7 protein-coding genes and 4 pseudogenes are annotated in these 17,623 nt (G+C 34.0%); 3 read left to right on the forward strand and 8 right to left on the reverse strand.

Annotated features, from left to right (window positions below; genetic code table 11):
• Positions 1-3 precede the first annotated feature (3 nt).
• Positions 4-1,377: a dihydrolipoyl dehydrogenase gene (gene lpdA, locus WHA_RS02835; RefSeq protein ID WP_015589121.1), complete on the reverse strand. Its 1,374-nt coding sequence runs from the start codon at positions 1,375-1,377 to the stop codon at positions 4-6.
• A gap of 75 nt (positions 1,378-1,452) precedes the next feature.
• A pseudogene (locus WHA_RS07520) lies at positions 1,453-2,374 on the reverse strand (IS110 family RNA-guided transposase).
• Positions 2,375-3,074: 700 nt separating this feature from the next.
• Between WHA_RS07520 and WHA_RS02845 the strand changes: the two are divergent.
• Together WHA_RS02845 and WHA_RS07525 are read left to right on the forward strand one after the other, a co-directional pair.
• The gene (locus WHA_RS02845) at positions 3,075-5,162 is read left to right on the forward strand and encodes a hypothetical protein (RefSeq protein WP_015589122.1); all 2,088 of its coding nucleotides are present in this window, start codon (positions 3,075-3,077) and stop codon (positions 5,160-5,162) included.
• Positions 5,163-5,353: 191 nt separating this feature from the next.
• Positions 5,354-6,294: pseudogene (locus WHA_RS07525) on the forward strand (IS5 family transposase).
• A 294-nt stretch (positions 6,295-6,588) separates the two neighbouring features.
• Here the strand turns inward: WHA_RS07525 and WHA_RS02865 are convergent.
• The 6 genes and pseudogenes from WHA_RS02865 to WHA_RS07530 form a co-directional block, all read right to left on the reverse strand.
• Complete coding sequence (locus WHA_RS02865) at positions 6,589-9,714, reverse strand: YhdP family protein (RefSeq protein WP_015589123.1); 3,126 nt, start codon at positions 9,712-9,714, stop codon at positions 6,589-6,591.
• Complete coding sequence (gene rnhA, locus WHA_RS02870; protein WP_015589124.1) at positions 9,707-10,144, reverse strand: ribonuclease HI; 438 nt, start codon at positions 10,142-10,144, stop codon at positions 9,707-9,709. Before rnhA ends, WHA_RS02865 begins: the two co-directional genes overlap by 8 nt.
• Before the next feature lie 176 nt (positions 10,145-10,320).
• Positions 10,321-11,208: a heme o synthase gene (locus WHA_RS02875; RefSeq protein WP_015589125.1), complete on the reverse strand. Its 888-nt coding sequence runs from the start codon at positions 11,206-11,208 to the stop codon at positions 10,321-10,323.
• 1 nt (position 11,209) lies between these two features.
• Positions 11,210-12,760, reverse strand: a complete 1,551-nt coding sequence (gene ctaD, locus WHA_RS02880) for a cytochrome c oxidase subunit I (RefSeq protein ID WP_015589126.1) — start codon at positions 12,758-12,760, stop codon at positions 11,210-11,212.
• Between the two features lie 15 nt (positions 12,761-12,775).
• On the reverse strand, positions 12,776-13,540 hold the full coding sequence (coxB, locus tag WHA_RS02885; protein ID WP_015589127.1) for a cytochrome c oxidase subunit II: 765 nt from the start codon (positions 13,538-13,540) through the stop codon (positions 12,776-12,778).
• A 1,330-nt stretch (positions 13,541-14,870) separates the two neighbouring features.
• A pseudogene (locus WHA_RS07530) lies at positions 14,871-15,964 on the reverse strand (IS3 family transposase).
• 578 nt (positions 15,965-16,542) lie between these two features.
• Between WHA_RS07530 and WHA_RS02895 the strand changes: the two are divergent.
• A pseudogene (locus tag WHA_RS02895) lies at positions 16,543-17,564 on the forward strand (IS110 family RNA-guided transposase).
• The last annotated feature ends 59 nt before the right edge of the window (positions 17,565-17,623 follow it).

The following is a 17,623-nucleotide window of genomic DNA, read 5'->3' on the forward strand; positions in this document are numbered from 1 at the left end:
CAACTATTTAACATCTGCAGCAAGCACTGATTCATGTATCATCTCTGAAATGGTTGGATGAGGAAAAATCGTAGATTTTATGTCGAAGTCTGTTCCTTCTAGTTGCTTTGCAAGAGCAAAATTGCTAATTAACTCCGTTACTTCTGCACCTATCATGTGGCTACCCAGAATTTCTCCGGTTTTTTTATCTATAATCGTTTTCACTAACCCTTCAGTTTCACTGAGTGCAACAGACTTACCATTAAAATTAGAGTGAAATTTTCCTATTTTTATATCATACCCACCTTTTATTGCCTGTTCCTCAGTAAGGCCGATGCTCGCTATTTGTGGATGAGAATAAGTGCAATTTGGTATGCATTCTTTTTTTAACGCATGAGCATTTTTACCAGCAATCTTTTCAATGCAGATCACGGCTTCATGGCTCGCTTTATGTGCTAAACATGGTGGGCCAGCTACATCACCTATTGCATACACATTTGATTCACTAGTTTCATACCATTCATTCGTTTCAATAAAGCCAGAAGGGCTTAATTTAATTTTTGTATTTTCTAAACCTATATTTTCAATATTTGCTTGAATTCCAACCGCAACAATCACCTTATCAAATTCTTTGCTTTCACCACTACTTAGTAGCACTTGAGCAGAGTCTTTACTTTTAGTAAGAGCTTTTACGCTACTGTTTGTATATATTTTTATCCCCTGTTTTGTGAATATTTCTTGTGCTAAATCTGAAATGTCCTTATCCTCCAGCGGCAAAATAGTGCTCTTTATCTCTATGATTGTTACATCAACCCCCAAAGTACTATAAAAACTTGCAAATTCTATTCCAATTGCACCAGACCCTATAATTAGTAGCGATTTTGGTAATCTCTCTGGAGTCATAGCGTGCTGCGCATTCCATATTAAATCTCCATCTGCCTCTATTCCAGGCAGATTCCGTGCCCTCACGCCTGTTGCTAAAATGATATGCTTGGAAACAATTTCTTGTTCTTCCTTATCGCTAACGACTTTTATAGTACCATTGCCTGCAAGTTTACCAAAACCTTGATGAACTTTGATATTATTTTTTTTCATCAAATATGCAACACCGCTTGACAATTTATCAACAACGTTTCTTGAGTATTTCACTATTGATTGTATATCAAAATTCGCTCCCTTTACTTCTATACCAAACTCTTTTGATCTTTTTATTAGCCTATAAACCTCAGATGCTCTAAGCAGTGATTTTGTTGGTATACATCCCCAATTTAAGCATATACCGCCTAAATTTTTTTCTTTTTCCACAATTGCAGTTTTAAACCCAAGCTGTGCCGCCCTAATTGCCGCTATATAACCACCAGGACCGCTACCTATAACCGTAATATCATACTCATTCATCAGTTTTCTTCGTATTCAAAAAGATTATATATAACAGATGGAACCCATACAATCAATGGTCTGTCATCTACCGTCTTAAGAGTCAAGATAAAAGTTGTTATTTTTTATCATGGCATTTAAACAAACGATAATTTTTCTCATGACAGCAACTAATGCAACCTTAGCAGCTTTGCCAGAATCAACCAAACGCTGATAAAACGCTTTCATTTTTCTGTTGTGGCGCATAGCAACAAGAGCTGACATGTATAGTGCTTTCCTTGCATAAAACCTGCCTCCTTTGATTTGAGCTTTGCCAACTTTTCTTCCACTTTCACTAGTTTTAGGTGCAACTCCAACTAAGCATGCAATTTCTCTATTCTCTAACCTACCAAGCTCAGGCACCTCTGTCAGTAGAACGCTCGCCGTCTTTGACCAATACCTTTATAGCTGATTAAAAGCTCATTTTTTCCTTTCAATTCAGGGTCAGAATCTATTGTGTCTTCTATGTCTTGCCTAATTTCTTTCAATTGTTTTTCAGCAAACCCTATCTGTCTTTCTATGTATTCTCTAGCTTTTCCCGTCGCACTTTGCAGGCGACACTTGTTTGCATGAATTGCATCATTTAAATTACGCTCAACTGCCCCCAGCTCCTTTAATTCCTCTTGCTTTTGTGAAATTATACATCCTTTTACTTCACCGTCTTTACTGACAAATTCAGCGTATTTTTCCAGTAATTTAGCATCTAACTTGTCAGTTTTTGCAAAATGATTGCAAGCTTTGGCAAATGCATATACCCGATTCGGGTGAGCTTTATGGACAGTTATCTTGCAACAATTTTATAATGAGCTTTTCATAGCCACCAGTTTACATATAACTTGATGGGTAAATCGACTATATTTGTTTCTATAAACTTAGATATAGCATCACTCACGTTTGCTATGCGCTTATGCTTGCCATTAATTGAGATGTCCAATGCTTCCTTGGAAACATCTACTCCCATGAAAATTATTCTAGCCATTTTTGTACCTATAAATATAATCAAACAATAATGCAAAATGCTGTATACAGGATTGTAATTCGATCTTTTAGATCCACCTACCGTTCGTACTACATTTTGCTTTAAGCCTTACTATTACCCACAAATAAAAACATAATATTGTATTTACTCAAATAATTTAATTTTATTAACCTGAAAGCTTATTAGACTAAAATTATTAAACTAAGAGTTATAATTTTAGCAACTAAAAGCTGTAAATTGCACCATATAAACAGTTATTTCAAGCAAAAGTTATGCCATTAAGAGCTATGCAACAAACATTTATATTTGTGGGTAATAGTAAGATCTAAATCCGATAGAGCATTGTTGGCACACCATCAAAAGTCGCCTCAGACCTCTAATGCATCAATGTACAAACTTACACCTTTTAGTTGGTAATACCATTTTAGACGTTTATCATTCGTTTTAGAAAATACTATAGTAGCGGAATGACGAATTTTTGTTTTTCAAATTGTCAGTAAATCTAAGTCAGTTTAGCTATATAAAACATAGTATAAAAAGAGCTATTTTAGCAAAATTTTAAACAAATAAAGTTAATTACTTCACAATTGATACCTTACGAGAAAAGCACATTTGATACAGATTTAAAATACAAGTTAACGAATTATTATGATTTTTACCAAGATAATAATATAGTAAGGTTTGGTAGTGAGGTATCAAAATGGAAAAATACACCAACGCATGGTTTAATAAGAAAGATAATCATGATTGTGCAAATGATGGCACTTGCGGGCAATCTATAAAGGATTTTAGGATTGGTAATTCTGATATTTCTTTTTTTGATAGTAACAAAAACTTAATTGCCAAAGTACCTAAACTACCAAAGTATTCTAGTGATAAATATGGGCATCAATTGTATAAAGAAGCCGAGTCAAAGCAGTTCAATTATTTTTCCACAAATATACATGATGTTTTGTCTAACAGCTTTACCGTTAAATACGGGTATATAAATTGTACTATAAAATACGACAACTTATCTGAGCAGGAACAAAACCAAATAGAAACAGACATTAAAACTGCCTATGAGGCATTTAAAGAAAAGTTTTGCTTCAAAGATAGTAGCATAAGTAAAAATATAACGGTTTACATTTTCAATAATAGAAGCGATTATACAAAGTATAACAATCTTCTCGGCATAGATGAAGATGGTAGTCCAGGATATATTACACGAGGAGTAACAGATTGTCAGAATACTCTGACATATAAGCAAAGTGCCATGGATTTTGTTCTGGGTCATGAGCTAGGCCACATATTTCAATTGTGTTTTTCACCATCGGCAACAGTCCAAACTTTGAGTATTCTGGATACTGAACTCATAGCAAATGTTGTTGGACGAGAAGTAGAAGAAAAAAATTATAAAGCTATTTGCAAGCAGATGGGTGTAGATGAATATAAATACGATGGATGGAGTTTTATTTTTAAATACATAGGTACAACTGGTAGTGTATACCGCCTAAACCTTTCAGAAGAAGAGAAATTTCAAATTATACAACGTGTCAAGAGTTCTGGACTAGATGAATATGAAGACCATGGATGGATGTTTAAATTTAAATATAAAGATACAACTGGTAGTATATACCTCAAGGACCTTTCAGAAGATGAAAAATTTCAAATTATACAACGTGTCAAGAATTCTGGACTAGATGAATATGAAGACCATGGATGGATATTTAGTTTTAAATACAAAGGCACCACTTATAACGTAAGATACAAGGACTTTTCAGAAGATGAAAAATTTAAAGCTATACAAAATGTCAAGAATATTCATGAACTAGTAGATGAATATAAAGACCATGGATGGATATTTAGTTTTAAATACAAAGGCACCACTTATAACGTAAGATGCAAGTACTTTTCAGAAGAAGAAAAATTTCAATTTATCAAAGACATTAAGAACTCTCATGAATCGCTCGTTAGTGAATGTGATGGATTGGGGAATGAGAATACAGTTTTATCGATTCACGTTGATGAAAATAAGGAGATAAGTCGAATGTATTTTCGAAACTCCGACAAAAATATATTCAAACAGCTAGATAAGACACTTATAAGCAGAAGTAAGTCTGAAGAAGAGGTAAATGAAAACCGCACGAATCCAGAGCCAGAAGAAGAACAAAAAGGTGATGACTACACAGAGGTTACAGGAATGTTGCAATTTAAGTACAAAGGGACCAATTATGCTATACAACACAGAGGTTACCTTTTAGTAGAAGAAGAAAAACTTCGATTGATTCAAGATATAAAGAACTCTCATGAATCGCTCGTTAGTGAACGTTATAGATTAAATGAAGGGTCATTAAGTCAGAATGCAACTGTAGTAATTTTTGTTGATGAAAACAAGGACATAGAGAAAATGTATTTTCATAATCCAGACAAGAATATGTCCAAATGGTTAGATAAGACACTCATAAGCAGAAGTAAGCCTGAACAAGATGTGGATGACACAGCAGGAAAAGAGCCTGAACCAGAATCAGCCGAAGAGGATACTCAGCAACCCAGTAATTTCTTATCCAATATTTTTTCAGCAATTAAATCCATTATTGATTCTATCTCATCACTCTTTTCATGGTTATTTGGGTCGAAAGAGAAAGAGTCTAATCAACAATCTGATGATAATCCTTCTTTGTTTAAGCTCGATGCTAATGAGTTAGATCACGAAGTTAAGCCTGATGCCAATGAGTTAGGTCACGATGTTAGAGATCACTTATCAGACAATTATAACCATTACAACTCATCTGATGGGCTAATGTAATATAGCTAATTTACAGTATCTGTTCAGATGCATGGCTAATGTACAAATATTGAAACAAAAATTCCAGTGCCCCTGTGATGTCATTCCAGTGCTTGACACTGGGATGGCTTTGTTGCATAGCAACTGAAAAAATCTGGTGGCTACTGACAAAATTCATTATAAAATAGCCATTTAACCTTGAAAGAAAAAATATGCCACAAAAAATGAGGGTCAGTAACCATAGCGAATATAACAAATTTCTAGAAAAAAGAGGAAATATTTTTCATTATATCAACGAAGCCATAGAAAAGTGGTACGAGAATGGTCCAAAAATACCAGGTGGCAACAATATTTATAGCGATAAAGTTGTAATTTTGGTGCACATAATAACTTGTTTATTTAGAATAGGCCTGAGGCAAACAGTTGGGTTTATAGCAGGATACCTTGAGCAAATTGGGAAAAATTTGCAAGTTATCAGCTATTCACAATCATCAAGAAGGTTTAAGAAACTCAATATTAAGATCAATGATTGCAGAAAATAATATGGAAGATATCGAAATTGCTATAGACAGTACAGGAATTAGTATATACAACAACACTCCTGGTCATAGCAAAGAAAATAGCGAAGATAGAAAGTATCGCAGCTATGAACAGACAAGAAAATTGCATGTAATGTTGAATACAAACAGCAAAAAAGCCATAGCTGTAAAATACAGTAACGGCTGATCACTATGGAGCTTGTGATTTGCTAAAAGAAGTCGATTTTCAGTATGTCATAAAAGTACTATATGCAGATAGGGCATATGACAGAGAAAAGCTCTATAAGCTGTGTAATCAATATGGTATAAAAACGAAAATTCCTCCGAAAAACAACGCAGCAGAGCATCCAAAGTTAGACTATATGGCTGAGAGAAATTCTGCAGTCAAGCTCATAAAGTCATATGATGAAGATGGTATAAAGAAGTGGAAAAAAGAGATGAGTTATGGAAAAAGATCTTATATAGAAGGTTTTTTCTCGCGATTAAAAAAGACATTTGGATTTAGTTTTAGGAACAAATCTGAAATGAATCGTGAGAGGGAACTGCTACTCAAATGTTATTTGCTTAACAAATTTACTGAAATAGGCATGGCTAAATTTGAGATAGCTTCATAAATTTATTGTGCGTTACCTACTATCCGAAGAGCGATGCAACAAAGCCAAACCAGTGTCACGCACTGGCATGACACCCATTTGTTCCTATAGTTGTCTTTTCTCGTCTACCTTATTTTGCCACTCTGCTGAACAGATACAATTTACAACCACCCCCCTACCCTTTTTAGTTGTTCAGCAAATATAGAGAGGTTAAAGGGAGTGGTATTACTTAAACAACTAAATAAAAAACCAGGTAGATCATTCTGAAATTCTTGCATTTTTGTCCATAATTTTGTTAAATAACTTCCCTTTTGGTCATATCGAACCAAATTTCTTTTTCACACCACCTTTTAAGCCACTTTCGTTAGTTTTTGTCATAATGCGATCAAACACTCCCAATAACCTCTTTAATAGGTTTGGAGTTAGCGAAGAGATAAGATCAACAGATACGTTATTGTTTTTGTCATCACCACTTGCTTTATAGTCTATTGAAACGATTCCCCTACTTTTCCCACCAGTAAGAAGTTTTCCAATTATAGGAATTTTTAACAAAGATTTATTAATTGAATATGCTGGTATTACTTGTCCTGCAACCTGGAATTTATAATTTCTAATATCGAGCTTACCACCAGTGCTAATACCTAACTCCGCCCCTTCAAGCCAAGATTCTTCAATTTCAATAGTGCCATCTTTGTATGAAAAAGGTGCATTACATTTGTAAAAGTATACACCTTCATTTTTTATGGCATTTACAATGCCAGGCAATGAAGACATCGACAATAAAGTAGTAAGTAGTGGAGCATCTTTGATGTAGAAATTGCTAATGGATAACGTACCATAATGTTCTCCACTTTCTCTCTGAGGAGAGAGATAAAAAGACAATTTGCCGTTTTTAATTGATTTACTAATGCCTAAGGAACGCAAAAGCATACCTGAATTATCCGCATATATTTCGAGCCCTATTCCACTGTATTCTGCTAGTATGTTGCTGCTATCTTCCAGAAACTGCCCTGTAAATTGACTTCCATTGCAATTACCTTTAGTACAGGTTACATTCAGCTTAGCATTTTTGATAACGATGCCTTCTTTCATAATTACATTGTCAACATTCATACTAATCTCTATATCTTTATTTAATCCATTACTGTTTTTGCCAAGCAAGCCTAAAATATCACTTAAGTTAATTTCCTCACCATAAATAGTTATGGCATTTTTCTCCTTACCTGATTCAATTTCTATACTAAAATCATTATCAGGCAATTTAAAGCTACTAGAATTTAAATATAAATTTCCATTTTCTACTCTTCCGCTGAATTTTATATCTAGGTCATTTCCTACAATGTCTAATTTATCTACTAACAATTCACCTGCTCCTTTTAACCTTGTAGAAAACAAAATTTTATTGTGATCTTCAAAGCGATTTTTCCACCCTAAGTAGCTTGAATGTGATTCAAATTCTGATAAATCTATATCACCATTAACATACCCCGTCTTATCTTGATTTATCACTGACTCTAAATTTGCACTGACATAGCCACTATCAAAATTAAATATTTGAGCGGGTAAATCTCCGGTCAAATTCCAGGCGAAACTTTCATTCCTATTGCTACTTTTCAGGTCAAATAATAGCTGTGTGTTATTCACCATACCACTACCATTTAAATCTATAAAGTCACTGCCAAAACTAAGCTTAATATCATATTTACCAAGACTTGCATTATAGACGGCCAAATTGTCAATTTCAGAATGAAAATTTGCTGAGAAGTCTACTTTTTTGTCATCAGCATTTAGATTAAAAATGCGAAAATTAAATACGGATTTTGCCATTCCACTTACTTTATCCCTTTCAACCTTCACCACATCATCCAGCTTAAATCTTATAGGCTCATATAAACCATACGCATCACTTACAGCTTTGCCATTAATGGTTAGAACTGAATCTTCCTTATTTAGAGATTTCATTTCAATATCACCACCATTAACAGTGAAATTCTGAAACTTAGCGCTATTTACAGTAATTTCAAGATCGTTATTCTTGATGATCAAATCACCCTTTAATTCCTTTACTTGCTCAAAATCTTCATCAAATTTTACGCTACCGTTTTCTATATCAGCAACAATTACAATGTCTGACAGATCGTCATCAACCAAATTGTTAATTTTGCCATTGAAACTTACAATGGTATTTAAAACATCCCCATCAATATTATCACAATACCAGCTTTTAAATTTACTATTTACTACACTATCTGGTATATAAGTACATAAATCCTTTGCAGCAAACTTACTAATATTAATTCTAAGCAAAGCATGACTTGTACCAAAGTTCATTTTGCCTATTAAAGAGAGATACGTGTCATTTAACTTAAAATGGAAGTTTTTTACACTAATAATTCCATTACTATATGTTAAATTTATATTTACATTAGTTAAGGCCAAATTTTTGTTCAAATAATTTTCTGTATTCAATACGTATATATTTCCATCTACAATTTCATCCTTTTTATTAATTTTCACTGAGAAGCTTCCTTTGAATCCTATATTTTTGTCCAAATTGTAGCTTTTAACTAATGTAGAAAACTCGCTTAATAGTCCCAATTTTAGATCATAAAATGTCCCGTACACATTTAGCAAATTGTTGCGATTTTTTATCGTAATTGATAAATCATCCAAAAATCCCTTTTCATCTTTTGTATTCACATGAATATCTAAAACATTAAAATCTTCCCCCTTCCCTATATACAATTTATCAATAAAAAATTCATCTTCCGTGCCTTTATTAATAGCGATGTTAGTAAATTCAATTTTTGAATCCGCATTTAAGTCAAAAAAAAATTCCCTTATTGTTTTTAATAGATTTTTTGCACTGCTTTCTGTCATCTTGAAATTCTTCCCTGTCATCCCAGTATCTTTTTTTCCTGTCATCCCAATATCTTTTTTTCCTGTCATCCAAGTAGCTTGACTACTTGTTTCTTTTTTTCTAGATTCCAGCGTCACGCGCTGGAATGACACCGAAGGAAGGCGGTTATTACTTAAATAATGATTATCCAAAAGGTCTAATGAGTTTTGCGGATTAACATTAATTTCTTCTCTCTTGATATATACACGCACATTATCAGCTAAAACTTGAGAAAATTTTATGTTACCTTTAAATAAGGAACTTAACTTAAAATGTACAAAAAGCTCAGGAACTTTTATAGTAAAATTAGGGTTTGCTATTGCCAAATCTGTAATGACTAAATACGGATCTTTGCTACCTTTCTGCCAAACAACTGAGGTATTCTCCACATTAACGCTTGAGCCAACAAATATTTTTGATATTTTATGTTTAACATAAAAATTAACATAATTAATATTGATTTCTAAAGGCTTTAAAAAAATAAAGAAGCACAATATGAACAATAAAGCTACGGAAAATAATACAGTAATTTTTTTAAGCATTGATTATTGCTTTTCTTGCTAAACTATCAGCCTCCTCATTATACTTATCGCCACTGTGTGCTTTAACCCACTTCCAATCAATTTCGTGTTGTAAAGCAACGTTGTCTAACTCTTTCCACAATTCCATATTTTTTACTGATTTTTTATTACTTGTTTTCCAACCATTCATTTTCCACTTATTTATCCACTCTGTTATGCCATGTTTAACATAGAGACTATCCGTATATAAATTAATATTACAAGAAAATTTCAATACTTTCAGCCCATTGATCACCGCTGTTAACTCCATTTTATTGTTTGTGGTATTTTCTTCTCTACCATAAATGTCTTTTCTATAATCTTGAAATAATATGATAGCTGCCCATCCTCCCGCTCCAGGATTACCAGAACACGCCCCATCCGTATATATTGTCACTTCCTTTTTGCTCATCTTTAACTGTAATGAATTAATAAAGTATATAGTTGCTTCTATGAAAGCACAATTTCTAAAGGTAGTTTAAGCTGCACCTTTAAATTTTATTATAGAAACAAAAAAAAGTGTGACAACGAGCATTACCAAAAGGAAAAGTAAAAAATAGTTTTTATGCTTCTGCCGTTCTTTCATAATTAAAATAAATCAATAGAACAAAAAATAATACTGGCGAATAGGGAAAATAGATAAGAAATTGAATAAGAAAACATTTTTTTCTGTGAGCTGTGGTTCTTGAATCTGAGAATTGATATAGCGTACCAAATAAAAACGCACCCTTCAAAGGTTGCCATGCTTAGATAAAGTAAAGCCTTTTTCAAGAATAGAGCTGGAAGCAAGCTAGTTAGCACCAGCAAAACACTATAAATTAATATATATTTTCTTGTTTTCTTCGGACCATAAACAATATTGAACATTGGAATCGATGCCTTTACATAGTCTTCAGACTTATTTAAAGATAGGGCCCAAAAGTGTGGTGGAGTCCACATAAAAATTACTAAAAATAAAATGAAACTTTCCCAACTTACAGAATTAGTCACAGCTGCCCAGCCAATCATTGGAGGGAAAGCACCTGCTGCACCACCGATAACGATATTCTGCGGAGTGCGTCTTTTGAGCCAGATCGTATATACAAAAACGTAAAACAATATGCTGATTGCAAGTAAAGCAGCAGAAATATAGTTTACTGCTATTGCCATGATAAATACTGATAATATTCCAAGAGTGATACCAAATTCAAGCGCGCTTTCTGCAGAAACTCTACCTGAGGGTATAGGGCGGTTTTTTGTCCTTTCCATGAGCAGATCTATATCTCTGTCATACCACATATTTATAGCACCTGCAGATCCTGAGCCAAGAGCAACACATATAAGAGATATTAATGCTAGAAAAGGATGCATACCACCTGGTGCAGCAACCATACCGGCAACTGCAGTAAATACCACAAGATACATTATCCTTGGCTTCAGCAAACGCCAAAAATCCAGTATTGTTGATTCAACATTTAGCAAAACACTTGTGTACATTCTATTTTACCACTGGTGGCTTTTCGAAAGTATGAAAAGGCGGTGGTGAAGATACCGTCCATTCCAAGGTGTCACCTTTCCAAGGATTATCTCCAGCTTTCTTGCCCCATTTGAAGAGATGTATAACTATAAACACAAAAAACATAACTGAAACAAAGGACATATATGAGCCAATTGAGGATATATAATTCCAAGGGATAAACGCATCAGGATAATCAGGTATACGTCTTGGCATACCAGCTAATCCCAAGAAATGTTGAGGTAAAAAAGTGATATTGGTGCTAATAAAAGTAAGCCAAAAGTGGATTTGACCTAAGCGCTCATTATATTGTTTACCCGACATTTTACCAATCCAATAATAAAAGCCAGCAAAAGCTCCAAATAATGCAGCAAGTGACATGACATAATGGAAGTGAGCAACAACATAATAGGTGTCGTGCAAGAGCTTATCTATTCCACCATGAGAAAGAATTATTCCCGTTATGCCACCGCCAACAAACATGAAAATAAAACCTAGTGCAAATAGCATAGGGGTCTTAAACTCAATTGCTCCACCCCACATAGTTGCAATCCAGCTAAAGACTTTTACACCAGTTATAACACCGATAAAAATTGTGGTAGTGCTAAAAAATGCAGCAGCGTCAGCACTAAGCCCAACAGTGAACATATGGTGAGCCCAAACCATAAAGCCAAATACTGCTATACCTATCATTGCATAAACCATCCCTATGTAACCAAATACAGGTCTGTGAGAAAAAGTTGATACAACCTGACTTATGATGCCAAATGCAGGAAAAATAATTACGTAAACTTCTGGATGACCAAAAAACCAAAATAGATGTTGAAATAACACAGGATCGCCGCCACCGGCAGGATCAAAAAAGGAAGTACCAATATTGCGATCAGTAAGAAGCATAGTTATAGCACCGGCAAGCACTGGTAAGGCAACAATCAACATAAATGCTGTTAACAAGACAGACCAAACAAACAGTGGCATCTTAGTTAATGACATGCCTTTTGCGCGCATGTTAAATATAGTAACTATAAAGTTGATCGCCCCAACAATTGACGACATACCAGCAACGTGGAGTGCAAGTATAGCAATGTCAACTCCTGCACTTGGATGGGACATTACCTGTGATAAAGGTGGATATAAAGTCCAACCTGTACCTGGACCTTCACCAATAAACACTGAGAGAATGAGCAAAATAAAAGATGACACTAATAACCAGAAACTCAAATTATTCATACGAGGAAACGCCATATCTGGTGCGCCAATCATGAGAGGTACAAACCAGTTACCAAATCCTCCCATGAGGGCTGGCATTATCATAAAAAACACCATTATCAACGCATGCCCTGTAACCATTACGTTATATAATTGATAGTTATTGTTAAGTATATTAATGTGCATTAGCTGAGTGCGAATAATCACCGATAATAATCCACCAATAATTCCAGCTAATATGGAAAAAATAATGTACAGTGTCCCTATATCTTTATGATTGGTGGAAAACAACCAACGCTTTATGCCCTTTGGTACGTCACTCATATCTATACTCCAAATTTAACTCACTAATTTTCTATTTTCAATCCACTTATTAAAATCTTCTTTGCTTACTGCTTCAACAACAATTGGCATAAATCCATGGCCTTGACCACACAATTCGTAGCACTGCCCATAATAAACACCAGGCTTTTTGATATTAAACCACGCCTCATTCAGCCTACCTGGTATCGCATCAATTTTTACACCAAAAGCTGGTACTCCCCAGCTATGTATAACATCTCCTGCTGTAACTTGTAAACGAACGTTAGCATTAACGGGTAAAACGATGTTGTTATCAACAGAGAACAGCTTTAAATCTCCTTCGATAAAGTCTTCTTTTCCCTTAATATAACTATCAAATGACACACCTTGATATTCTGGATATTGGTAACTCCAATACCATTGATGGCCAATAACTTTCAGTGTTATATCAGCTTTCGGTATTTCTTCCTGTAGCTTCAGTAATTTAGCGTTTTCAAAGGCTAATATACCAACAATGATAGTTGGTATAACAAACCAAATAATTTCTAAAGGAACACTATGGGTAGTTTTACTTATGTTTGTTACTTTGCTTTTACGAAAGCGAAACGCTATATAAGCAAGCAGCGCCCACACAAAAAGCATTATTGTAACCATCACAAGCATCACAAACGAATGTGACCTAACTACAGCCTCCATTACTTCAGTTGCAGGAGCAGGAAATCCAAATTGCCAGGAAGTAGGAGCAGAGGCAACAGATATATTTGAGTAAAATATTATCAATAGTGCAAATAACTTCACCATATCTTTTGTTTGTTTGCTATAAAACTAAGTGATATACTGTATAATAGTATATATAAACTTACTATGCAAATAGAGATTAGTGATGGTTAATAATTTTTTAGCATTCAACAAGTATAATAGTACAATACTAATTGAGGAAAAAAGCATTTACATAAATCTATTGTAAGTAAAAATATTATAATATTTTAAATTAAGTATTTACTTTAAGTAAATTTTATAATAAGTTTAATAGTGTCTGTTACTGCTAATAACCCTCTAGCCTCACACCTAAAAGCAGTAACAGACACTATTAAACTTTATGACAAGTTTATAATCTGTAAGATCAAAGTCTTACAAGTTTCTTTATTTAATTATACATTGCAGTTTGTTAATTAACTTTTAATGCCTATGGTGGCATTTACAGCTTGGACCAAAGGTTTATGTATTATAGAAAATAATTATAAAAAAAACACACTATTTGTATACCATACAAACTTTTTTTATTCTGCATAGCTAAGTTACTAGATTCTGTAAACGAAATCTTTAGAGAAGCCAAATGGGCAAAGTTTCATGAAGGTCTTTGGCATCTCTTAGCATAGATCCCTTACTTAACCATCATACCGCGATTCATTCGCAGTATCTCAAAGCATAGATCCCGCTAACACGTAGCGGGATGACGATTGTCAGGCTAGCTGTCATCCCAGTGTCAAGCACTGGGATGACAAGGTATAAACCTTATCGTCATGCCGCCACAAACCGTCATACCGCGATTCATTCGCGGTATCTCTAGATCCCGCTAACAAGTAGCGGGATGACGATTGTCGTTTAGCCATAAACATTAAGAAATTTACCAAATAAAAAAAAGGCAAAAGAAGCCCTGGGGTTATTATCCGCTTTAAAATATTGGCGTTTTTTATGTTTTAAACGCTTGACAAGCGAAATTCAGCTGCTTTTAATTGCAACTAACCTACGCTGCAAATGTTTAAGAAATTTACTAAGCAGAAAAAAAGACAAAGAATCCCCGAGTTAGCTAGTCTTTTACTATCTCTGTCGAGTATTGGCATTTTTTGATGTCTTGTAACGCTTTATAAGCGCGTTTCGGCTTATATAGGTAAAAACCCAGAAATTTTTAAAGACATGCGATGCACGTAGTGCGAAAAATTAAACATGAGACGCCAAATACCCTAAGTTTGACTCGCGACATAATGTTGAACATTTTTTTTTGCATTTCCAGAGCAAGTTCTTGAAACCTAAACATTATATGTACATCATCATGATCAATTCTAATGCATCTAACTAATGCTATGATGACCTTACCCAGAAAAAGTGGAGAGAAAGTTTGGAATGTTTTTTACAAAAAGAATGATGCATCAAATTGTTCTGGAATGCAATAGTTAATAGTGACGTTGTTTGTTATAAAAAATTTCTATATATTCAAATATAGCAGTTTTGATATGCTGTTTAGAGTGCCGAGAGGTGTCTATTGGTAACTCCCTTTTTAGAGAACTGAAGAAGCTTTCCACAACAGAATTGTCGTAACAACAACCTTTATGACTCATCTATGTTTTTTATGGATAAGAGATATTGATAACCTTGCGAAGTATATTGTGAACCTTGATCACTATGTAATAGTAGATTTTTGGCAGGTTTACGCTTGTTAACGTCCATTAATAAAGAGTCCATAACCAATTGTTTATTTATTGAACTGCTCATTAACTACCATGCGTGAATATAGATCGATTATTGTTGCCAAATATAGCCATCCTTCTTTGGTTTTTATATAAGTAATCCCATACTTTATTTGGTTGATCGACAATAAAGTTTTGGTCTAATATATTGGGAGCTACTGTCCGTTTGTTGTTTCTTAATTTTAAATTTTCTTCTCAATATAGCCTGAATACCATTTTTCTGCATAATACTTTGCACTGTTTTTAAGTTGCAACTTTTACCCAAAGCCTTTAATTCAGCATGAATTTTAGGAGCTCCATATCTACATTTAGAAGCTTGATATATTTTTTGAATATCTGCTAATAACTCTTTATTTGCTGATTCTCTACTGCTTATTTTCCTTGTAGTCCACTTATAGTAGCCACTAGCAGAAAACCCTACATAATTCCTGCACTTTATAGTGTTTACTATGCTCTTTTATGAAAAAATATTTTACTCTTTTTGACTGGCCAGGGCTTTTTTTAAAATGTCTCTTTCTCTTGTTACTTTTGCTAACTCTTTCTGTAAATCAAATCTCTCTTTGTCATAAGGTGCTACATCTGGAAATGCATTTGCCGCTGACTTTTTTTCGTTATATTTCTTCATCCATTTTCCTAATACACTATCCCTTATTCCTAGATCTCTTGCTACTTTTGCAACTGGTTGACCTACCTTTCTTTGTTCATTTGTCAGCTTAACAGCTTCCAATTTGAATTCTGCCGTATATTCTCTTGCCATTTCTAATCCTCCAAAATTTTATTTTACCCAAAAAAACTCCTTTCTTTCTCTCCACTTTTTCTGGGTAAGGTCAATTCGGAACTCTATTTCTTTTTTACGATCTTTACTTTTATTCTTATTGTTCATATAATATACCCTTCACTAATAATAAATTATTTTTAAATGTTTACTGTTATTTTCTTAGCAGTATTGGCATAAAGCCATAGCTTTTGGGTGAAGTCAAATCAAATTTTCAATTTTTTTTTGTTTATTTTTTTATGAAAAGGTAGAAGATATTAATAGCTGCTAATTTCTTTAAACGATGTTGTCGTAGATTCGTATTTTTATACACCAAAAAGGGTATCTTTGATATCTCCTTGTATCTTGTCAAAAGCATCTGATGTTTTAAGCTTAAGCATTAGGTGGAGAAGGGAAGAACTTTGAATATCTCCTTAGATATAAAATCTGTGTGGTAGACAAGAGTTCCCTTCTCAAAAGTATAGGCTGAACGGTATCGTAGAAAGACCTAAATGGTTATAATTCTGTATCCACAAGGTTAGCCTTACTTTTCATTTTAATAGTAACGTATGGAGTTATATATGATCAACAACTTTTTGGGTATAGACATATCAAAAGATCGCTTTGATGTTTCTCTTTCATTCATAAGCAACAAAGGAAAACGTGAAACCAGGAAAAGGAGTTTCAAGAATAATGATCATGGGTTTCAAGGTTTACTGAGCTTTCTACAAAAGCATAATGTAGAACAAGTAAAAGCCTGCATGGAAGCTACTGGTTGTTATAGTGAAGCCTTAGCTGAATTTCTACACAATACTGGACATTTTGTGAGTGTTGTTAATCCAGCTTGTATAAGATTTTATGCAAAAAGTAAGCTTATACGACAAAAGAATGATCAGACTGATGCAGAGATAATTGCCGATTATTGCCAAAGACAGGAACCTATTCGTTGGGCACCACTTCTCCTGAGTTAAAGAAATTAAAGCATCTTTATCGTTGCTCGGCTGCGTTAAAAGATGAATTGACATTAGTAAATAACCACTTAGAAAAAAAAGAGAGACTGCCTAAAGAAGTTGCAAATGCTTGGGAAGACCTTGCAATGAACATAAAACAAAAAATAGAAAGAATAAAAAACTCCTTACGTGAACTATTAAATAAACACAAAGAATTGTTGGAAAATTTTCAACTTCTATTGACCATTCCAGGAATAGGAGAAGAATCAGCAGTAGCTATTTTGGCTGAAGTTCCTAACATAAAAGCTTTCAAGGATGCCAGGCAATTGGCAGCATATGCTGGAGCTATACCACGAAATATAACGTCAGGTACGTCTGTACATGCCAAGCCCAGATTAAGTAAATCCGGTTCACGAACATTATGTAAGGCAATGTACTTTCCTGCCATAGTAGCTAAGAATCATAATCCTACTATTATGACTTTTTGCAAAAGGTTAAAAGAGAAAGGCAAGCATAACATGGCCATTGTGGGAGCTGCAATGCGTAAGTTACTCCATATTGTTTTTGGTGTTTTAAGGTCAAAGAAGGCTTTTGATCCAGATCATATCAAAAACTACAGAGCTAGGAGTTTGGCTGAAAGTTTAGTGCTTTAAAATCAAAAAACGCTCCAATTATGTAAAATAGTATCTTACACAAATTTTGTAACTGGTTA

It is taken from the genome of Wolbachia endosymbiont of Drosophila simulans wHa, from assembly GCF_000376605.1.
Lineage (GTDB): Bacteria > Pseudomonadota > Alphaproteobacteria > Rickettsiales > Anaplasmataceae > Wolbachia > Wolbachia pipientis.

Bases quoted from the DNA above. Each gene is read 5' to 3' on its own strand.
- lpdA (WP_015589121.1), bottom strand. From the start codon at position 1,377: ATGAATGAGTATGATATTACGGTTATAGGTAGCGGTCCTGGTGGTTAT.
- WHA_RS02845 (WP_015589122.1), top strand. From the start codon at position 3,075: ATGGAAAAATACACCAACGCATGGTTTAATAAGAAAGATAATCATGAT.
- WHA_RS02865 (WP_015589123.1), bottom strand. From the start codon at position 9,714: ATGCTTAAAAAAATTACTGTATTATTTTCCGTAGCTTTATTGTTCATA.
- rnhA (WP_015589124.1), bottom strand. From the start codon at position 10,144: ATGAGCAAAAAGGAAGTGACAATATATACGGATGGGGCGTGTTCTGGT.
- WHA_RS02875 (WP_015589125.1), bottom strand. From the start codon at position 11,208: ATGTACACAAGTGTTTTGCTAAATGTTGAATCAACAATACTGGATTTT.
- ctaD (WP_015589126.1), bottom strand. From the start codon at position 12,760: ATGAGTGACGTACCAAAGGGCATAAAGCGTTGGTTGTTTTCCACCAAT.
- coxB (WP_015589127.1), bottom strand. From the start codon at position 13,540: ATGGTGAAGTTATTTGCACTATTGATAATATTTTACTCAAATATATCT.